Source organism: Vibrio rotiferianus CAIM 577 = LMG 21460, assembly GCF_002741985.1.
Taxonomy (GTDB): Bacteria; Pseudomonadota; Gammaproteobacteria; order Enterobacterales; family Vibrionaceae; genus Vibrio; species Vibrio rotiferianus.
The window spans coordinates 87,274-94,897 of sequence record NZ_APHW01000015.1; the positions used below are offsets into that span (position 1 = coordinate 87,274).

Here is a 7,624-nt window from a genome sequence, read left to right on the forward strand (position 1 = left end):
CTAATACGACAGGTGTGATAACAACGAGCTCAAATGGCAAAAGGGCTCACAAAGAGCCCTTATTTATTATGGTTTTCTTATTAAAACTCGTGGTCAGCAGTATCAGGGCTTAGGCTATCGATGCCGACAATGTTTGCCGCTCGCTCAATCGCACCGGTTTGGGCTACCAACGACATGATGGTGTCGTTTACTAACGCGTTGCCTTGTGCGTTACCCGCCGCAATTAGCTGATCGAAGTGCTGGTTGTTCTTCTCAGCAGAAGTCACTAGCTCACCTACTTGGCTGCGAGTAACATCAAACTGCTTCTGGATTTCTTTTGCTGCTTTTTTGTCTTTTTGAGCAACAAGATCCGCAATGCTTGGACCAGATAGCAATGTTCCATCTTCACGCTTGTATAGGCCGGTGTAAACGTTATAAATGCCCTGCTCGTTGTAGTAATGAGAATTATGAGTGTTGTCTGAGAAACAATCGTGTTCGTCTTCTGTCGAGTTTGCTTCTAGTGCAACTTTCATGCGCTCACCAGCTAGCTCACCCAGAGAAAGAGAGCCCATACCGAATAGCATCTTACGAAGACCGTTGTCTGCCGAGCCATTAAGAAGCTCTTCACGGTAGTTACCTTTCACGTCTGCAGACCACTGCTTTTCCATCCACTCGAGGTCTTGAACCAGTAGATCAGCCGCTGCTTTTAAGTACTCACCACGACGCTCACAGTTGCCGTTAGTACACTCAGAACCTACAACGAAGTCAGTGTAAGCTCGTTGACCTGCACCTGCATTAGTACCGTTAAGATCTTGACCCCAAAGTAAGAACTCAATCGCATGGTAACCCGAAGCAACGTTTGCTTCAGAACCACCTACTTCGTTTAGATCTGCTAGCAATTCTGGTGTGATTTTAGCGACATCTAGCTTCGACGCGCCAATCTGGAGACTTGTATTCGCAATGATGTTAGCGGAAGCACCTTCATTACCTAGTTCATATTGGTAATCAGTTGCAACGTAATCAATTAGGCCCTCATCAAGTGGCCACGCATTTAGCTGACCTTCCCAATCGTCAACGACCGCATTACCAAAGCGGAAAACTTCAGACTGTTGGTATGGTACGCGAGAATCTAGCCAAGCTTGTTTTACTTCTTCAAGCTTTGCTGCGGATGGAGATTTAAGGAATTCGTCGATTTTTACATCGAGGGCTTTTGCTGTTGTCACAGAATCAGAAAATACCGCGTGAGCAACATCTGCATAATGTTCGACAACTTGTTGTTTAGTTACTGTAGCAGCAACCGTAGAACCACTGGCAATGAGAAGTGATGCAGCAATAGACTGGACTAAAACTGTTTTTGCATTCATCTGAAGCATCCTTGTTGAGCATTTTAATTATCGTATTGGTAGTGCTAATTATTCTTATTTGCACTTTTAGTCCCGAGATAATACAAATTTACAATTTATTTGCAACTCCAGATACAAAAAAAGCCTCACAAACATGAGGCTTTTAACATTCTTTGTTGTTAGATTTATCTTTAAGATTAAACCTTTAGATGGTGCTTACCGTGGGACACCTTGGCTTTCAAATAATTTTCGTTGCCATCTTTGATATGTGCAGAAGTATTGACAACTTCAGCGATTTCTATCCCATACTCAGATAATTCACGGATTTTCTTAGGGTTATTTGTCACAAGGCGGATCTTATTCACACCTAATGCTTCTAACATTTGTGCAGCTTCCGTAAAGTCACGCAAGTCATCATCAAAGCCTAGGTGATTGTTGGCTTCATAAGTATTCATGCCTTGGCTTTGTAGACGATACGCATCGATCTTATTGTATAGGCCAATGCCACGACCTTCTTGGCGAAGATATAGAATGATCCCACCTGATTCACCCATACGGTTGATGGTCTCTTCCAGTTGCTCACCACAATCACAGCGTGAAGAATGAAATACGTCACCAGTCAAACACTCAGAGTGCATTCTGACTAACGGTGTGTCTTGCGTTTGGTCTGCATGCTTGAAAATTACTGCAACGTGTTCTTTGTCTGTTTTCAATCCGTGGAAGGACAGAATCTCAGCTTCAATGTTACTTTTTGCCCCGACTTTAAAATCTACTCTGGCACGAACTTCCGCCATATCTATACTCACTTGATATATTGCTTGATGCACTTTTGTAATTGCATTCATAAGAAATCTCTCTCAATCACAGACTATGGGGATTGATACCTGATTTTTCAATCTTAAGATCACTTTGAATGCAACTGCTTCACTTAAAGGGTAATCAAACTAACCAGTTATGGTTGATTCTTTTTAGAACACTTTTAGTACCTAGTTAATCATACAGCATTACCCGGCTGACAAATGTTATAATATAACATTTTAAAATAAGTACAATAAAAAACCCCAGTCCGCAAAGGCTGGGGTTTTTTATATAAAACTGGCTGTATAGTAACTTAGTGAGTTTGCTTGTTCTTCCACACAACAAGCTCAATCCAGACATTTTCGAGCTCTTGAAGCTCTTCATCACTTAAAACGGCTAGCGTTGATGTGACTTGCGGCAGCTTCGGTGATTGCAATGCTCGAATCTGCGAGTAAAAGTCCTTTTTTAATTGCGATATTACTGAATCCACTGCAAACACCTACATATAATACGTTATCGAAATACGCGTTAGCTCATCTTTTTATTTAGTTCGCTATTCACTGAATTAATCTGAAATTCTTGAAAATGATAACATCTTGCCTGTTATATGCACAATTAATTTTAAATAGTGGAACAATTATCACACTATTAACGCTTGAGTTTTTTGATCGAAATAATTAGAAAAAGGATCATAAACAGCCCTGGAAAGATCCATAATAATGCCGTTGAGAGGTTAAATGGCGGATCATACAGGACAATATTTCCAAATCGATCAACTAAGTATTGCTTGATCTCTTTATCTGTATGTCCCTCATTCACCATCTCGTAGACCTTCAGCCGTAGCGCTTTCGCAGTATAGGCATTCGACTCGACTAGGTTTTGATTTTGACATTGAGGGCAACGAAGAGACTTAGCCAAAGTAATTGCACGCTGTTGCATTTCAACTGATTTAAATTCAAAAAGATCAACATTTTGATCATCCTGAATAGCGTACGCATTTAATGGGAGTAAGGCGAATAATAAAGATAATACAAAAGATAAATTATATCGAGATATCAAAGAACTTAGAGAAAATAGCATTCCATTTATCCTTATTAATTTCACCACGATATTTGATCAAAATCTGCCCCTCTTGATCAATTAGGTACGTTTCCGGCGTTCCGATTATACCTAAATCGATCCCTAGCTCACCTTTGGGATCAAATATCACCTTGGCATATGGGTTACCCTCCCGAGCCAAGTATTCTTGAGCTGCATGGCTTTGATCTCTATAGTTCAAACCTATTATTGGTACACCTGCTCGCGATAAACTCAACAATTCATCATGCTCACGTTTACACACACCGCACCAAGACGCCCAGACGTTTAAAATTTGCAAATCATGCTCTGCAAACAGCTTTTCCGTAAGTACGTCCGTTGTCGCTAAGCTGTCAGCCTCAAAACTTGGAACATAGACCACCCGATTTTTCGTTGTCTCGACGTTTGGACGATCAGCTAAAGACAGGTAACTGGTTACCGAAAATACCGCAATAGCTCCCGCTAGAATAGCTAGTTTATGCGAAGGATTCATCACTGACTCGACTCCAAGATCTTTTAGGCAGTAAGGCTGATAACATACTTATTAGTGCAACGATACCGCCACACCATATCCACCAAATTGCGGCTCCGTACTGCACTTTCACCGCATAAGATTGCTCTGACAGCTTTTCCCCAAGTGTAATATAGTAGTCACCATGCCAAAAAGACTTAATGGCAGGCTCCGTCATATTCATAACTCGTACTGAATAATGCCTTCTCTCTGGGAGCAGAGTGAAGCTGTGTTGTTCCGTTGTGCTAAGGCGTATCTCTGCTATTTCCGAAGTATAGTTCGGCCCAACCTTCCAGTGAGTATCCACATATTCGAGAGATACGTTTTGGAACTGATGCTGAGAGTTTGGAGACATTCGGTAGCTAAATTCATAAGAGTAGGAGGCATTTACTATCGCCCCTACTCCAGCAATGACAAAACCAATGTGGGCAAAAAGTTTAGGTGCAGTGCTAATCTTCGCACCACTTCTTCCCCACTGAAATACATGACTAGAAACGACGTAAATTGCCAACGCAAAAATTACACCTAGCATCAAGCCCGTGTTAAGCATAATTGCCACAATGCTGGCTGTAATGACACTCAAAGAAGCAATCAACCATAGTACTTTCAGGTCCTTACCTGCCCGAGAATGTTGCCATGAACAAAACGTGGAACAAGCCAGTACAACAAGACTAAAAACAAATAATGGATAGATAAGTGAGTTAAAATATGGTGGTCCGACTGAAATACTACCAGCCCCCAATACTTGGTATATCATCGGATAAAATGTACCAAGAAACACGATAGCAGTAGCAATGACTAACAAGCCTATCGCCATGTAACATAAATAAGCTCGACTAAAAATGGTATCAATGTTCGATTGAGGAATCTGCTGACCTCGATATATCAATGACCCAAAAGTGACGAAGACAATAATCACCAATACGCACAGCAATGCCAATCCCTTAGTTGGATCAACAGCGAATGCGTGGACAGATGTTAAAACTCCGCTTCTGACAACAAAAGTACCCAATACACTGAGGCTAAACGTACTAAACGCTAATGCGTAAGTGCTCCAAATCGCCCCTTTATTCCTTGCTGACAAATGTATGCTATGGAGTAAGGCTGTGCCAACTAGCCAAGGCATCAAAGACGCATTTTCTACCGGGTCCCAAAACCACCAGCCCCCCCCAACCTAATTCGTTATAAGCCCACCACGAGCCAACTAAAATGCCCGCCGTTAACGTACCCCAAGCGAAATAGGCAATGCCTCGAACAAATGCATACCACTCATGGTGTGGTTGCCTTCCAAACAAAGCAGCAAGCGCAAGAGCCAATACTGCAGAGTAACCAACGTAACCTAGGTAAAGTAAAGGCGGGTGAATAATAAGCCCAACATCCTGCAACATCGGATTGAGGTCACGTCCTTCCAGAGCGAAACTTTGGGCATACTCAAATGGATTTGATGTGGCAAGCGTAAACCATGCAAAGATCGCAATAAGAACGTTCATGATTCCTAGGCAATCACCAGTATATTGAGCATTAACAGGTGATTTAAAAGCGATCAATGACGCCCACATGCTGAGTGTCACCACCCAAAATAACATCGAACCTTGGTGCCCTCCCCAAGTAGCCGCCACCTTGAATGCGACAGGCAGCTGGCTATTGGAATGAGTAACCACATACTCAAGCGCGAAATTATCTTGAACAAAACAGACAATCAAAAGCGATAAGCAAATGAAAGAGGCCAAACTGATGATGTATGACGTTGCAGTTTGGTGCGGTAGCGCCACCGTTTTGCCAATTGCGCGACGAATCCAATACAACAACGCCGCACACGTAGAGCCAATCGACACCAGTATGAGTAAAAATAACCCCTGCTCAGCCTCCATTACACCTCCCTATACTATAGTCATCTGACCGGCATAGAGAATGAACGTGCGTAGCATCAATACACCAACCAGGCTTAACGTCGTCACCACAAACACGTAGCTTCCCTTGTGGCGAACTTCAGAAGGCGTTAACCAGTTTAGCGTTAACGGTGTGAGCATACCGATGAGCACGACCCCAACCCAGAACCATTGCGCCCAGAAACCGCTAGATATCGCATTCCAAGCGGCAACCTCATTCTGACCGCCACTAAAGATCAGACCGGTGAAGAAGGTCACCAAGACAAACAGCTCAAACAATACAACTGGGCGTTCAAATCCGTGAACCCAAGACACACTTGGCTACTGGTTGACTCTTTGAAAACCAAGATGCCAAACATCAAACACGCCGCCGCTCCTGAAGATAAGCTAGAGAACAAGAACAAAATAGGCAGTACTGGGTTATTCAACATTGGGTAAGTCTTCAATGCCGATAACAGGAAGCCGGTATACGCGGCTAAAACTATCGCTAAGAATCCCAGAAAGAGTTCTATCGCGTTGCTACCTTTACCGAACTTGATCAGGAGATCATCAACAAAATCGAGCAACTTGCCTGGCAACTTGCCTTCGCAGAAATTGATGATTTGGTGACGGAAAATCACACCAATCCAAACAAATAGTACGATCATATACACTTGGAACAAGATAACGCCCATAGACATCACGGAAGTCGGATTGTAGTAAATCATGATCTTCCAAAACTCTAGCGGTTTAGTTAAGTGGAAAATCAAAATAACTAGACCAGCAATGATGCCAAACGGTGCTAACCAAGCCATAGCTTTCATGATGCCATTGTTTGCTGGGTCACCCTCGATAACCTTGCGTTTCAAATAGATGGATATCATTACCGCCCCCGCGGACATACCCGCTAAGAACAGATATATTGCGATGATCCAATCCCAAACTAACGAGTCAAAGTGGAAAGCACTCTCGAAGCCGTTCATGATGACACCTCCCCTTTGCTATGTGGAATTTTGTACAGCTTAGGCTGTGTACCTAAATGCGATTTATCACGGTACACAACGTGGCTTTCTATCGCTTTGCTCACTTCACTTGTAGGATCGTTTAAATCGCCAAATATCAGTGCTTTCGTCGGGCAAGATTCCACGCATGCCGGCTGTTTACCTTGCGCTAAATTGGTATCACGACAGAAATTACATTTATCCGCAGAGTGATCGACCGGGTTAAAGAAGCGGACTTGATAAGGGCACGCAGCTAAGCAGTAACCACAACCAACACATTTTTCTTTGTGCACATCGACGATACCAGTTGCTTCGTCTTTATACGCAGCGCCAGTTGGACAAACGTATACACAAGGCGGATTATCACAGTGCTGGCAAGAGTCTCGAGTGAACTGGTATTCCACATCAGGGAACTCCCCAATCGGTTCACTACGATGAATTTTAAGACGGGTAACGCCTTCAGGAACGTTATTCACTTCACGGCAAGCATCAGTACAAGCGGTACAACCAATGCAGGCATTCTCATCGTGAACCATCCCCATACGCTTTGCTTGCTCACTATCGCTGGCATAAAGAGAGGAGCTAACAACGGAAGTGCCTGCAACGCCAGTGGTCAATATCAAAGCGCCGCTGCCGGCTAGGAAGTTTCTTCTAGAACATTTCATGCTATCTCTCCTCTTCTTTTGCAAGTTCAGGTTCGACGGCAAATTCAGAGTGACAATCGACACATTGCTTGATCAGCTGTTTTCTGTCGTAAGAGAGTGCTTTGGTTTTTGCAGCGTGAACATCATGACAATTTGAGCAAGTAAGATTCTTTGCATGAACATCGTGCGTCCAGTGGCTTTCTCTTAGCTCAGTAGGCGCATGGCAATCCACGCACTGACTATTAGCTTTGAGGATCAAACTCGGATCGAGGAACACCTTATCGTGCACTGCTTTTGATTGCGCAGCAGAAAACTTAATAACATCCGGCGCCCCTTCACGGTGGTCAGGACCAATAATGCTGTGGCAGTTGGTGCAATTAAGTTGCTTTCCTTGGCTCAATAA

General features: G+C 43.3%; 7 protein-coding genes and 2 pseudogenes. All 9 read right to left on the reverse strand.

What is annotated here, in order from left to right; translation table 11 throughout:
- Window positions 1–80: 80 nt before the first annotated feature.
- Window positions 81–1,343 carry an imelysin family protein gene (locus B853_RS08040; protein WP_010447608.1) on the reverse strand — a complete coding sequence of 421 codons (1,263 nt, stop codon included), beginning with the start codon at window positions 1,341–1,343 and terminating at the stop codon, window positions 81–83.
- Window positions 1,344–1,519: 176 nt separating this feature from the next.
- Window positions 1,520–2,167: a GTP cyclohydrolase II gene (locus B853_RS08045; RefSeq protein ID WP_227741923.1), complete on the reverse strand. Its 648-nt coding sequence runs from the start codon at window positions 2,165–2,167 to the stop codon at window positions 1,520–1,522.
- A gap of 266 nt (window positions 2,168–2,433) precedes the next feature.
- Complete coding sequence (locus B853_RS08050) at window positions 2,434–2,610, reverse strand: hypothetical protein (RefSeq protein WP_010447597.1); 177 nt, start codon at window positions 2,608–2,610, stop codon at window positions 2,434–2,436.
- Window positions 2,611–2,768: 158 nt separating this feature from the next.
- Window positions 2,769–3,176 (reverse strand): cytochrome c-type biogenesis protein CcmH, encoded by a 408-nt coding sequence (locus tag B853_RS08055; protein WP_050569000.1) that lies wholly within the window; start codon window positions 3,174–3,176, stop codon window positions 2,769–2,771.
- Window positions 3,163–3,690 (reverse strand): DsbE family thiol:disulfide interchange protein, encoded by a 528-nt coding sequence (locus B853_RS08060; protein WP_038886842.1) that lies wholly within the window; start codon window positions 3,688–3,690, stop codon window positions 3,163–3,165. Before B853_RS08060 ends, B853_RS08055 begins: the two co-directional genes overlap by 14 nt.
- A pseudogene (locus tag B853_RS08065) lies at window positions 3,674–5,579 on the reverse strand (heme lyase CcmF/NrfE family subunit). Before B853_RS08065 ends, B853_RS08060 begins: the two are co-directional and overlap by 17 nt.
- Before the next feature lie 9 nt (window positions 5,580–5,588).
- A pseudogene (gene nrfD / locus B853_RS08070) lies at window positions 5,589–6,559 on the reverse strand (cytochrome c nitrite reductase subunit NrfD).
- Entirely contained in the window at window positions 6,556–7,242 is a 687-nt protein-coding gene (gene nrfC / locus B853_RS08075; protein ID WP_010447587.1) for a cytochrome c nitrite reductase Fe-S protein, read from the reverse strand. The pseudogene nrfD and the gene nrfC overlap by 4 nt, the downstream one beginning before the upstream one ends.
- A gap of 1 nt (window position 7,243) precedes the next feature.
- A partial coding sequence (locus tag B853_RS08080) for a cytochrome c3 family protein (protein WP_128826846.1) occupies window positions 7,244–7,624 on the reverse strand: 381 nt, incomplete at its 5' end.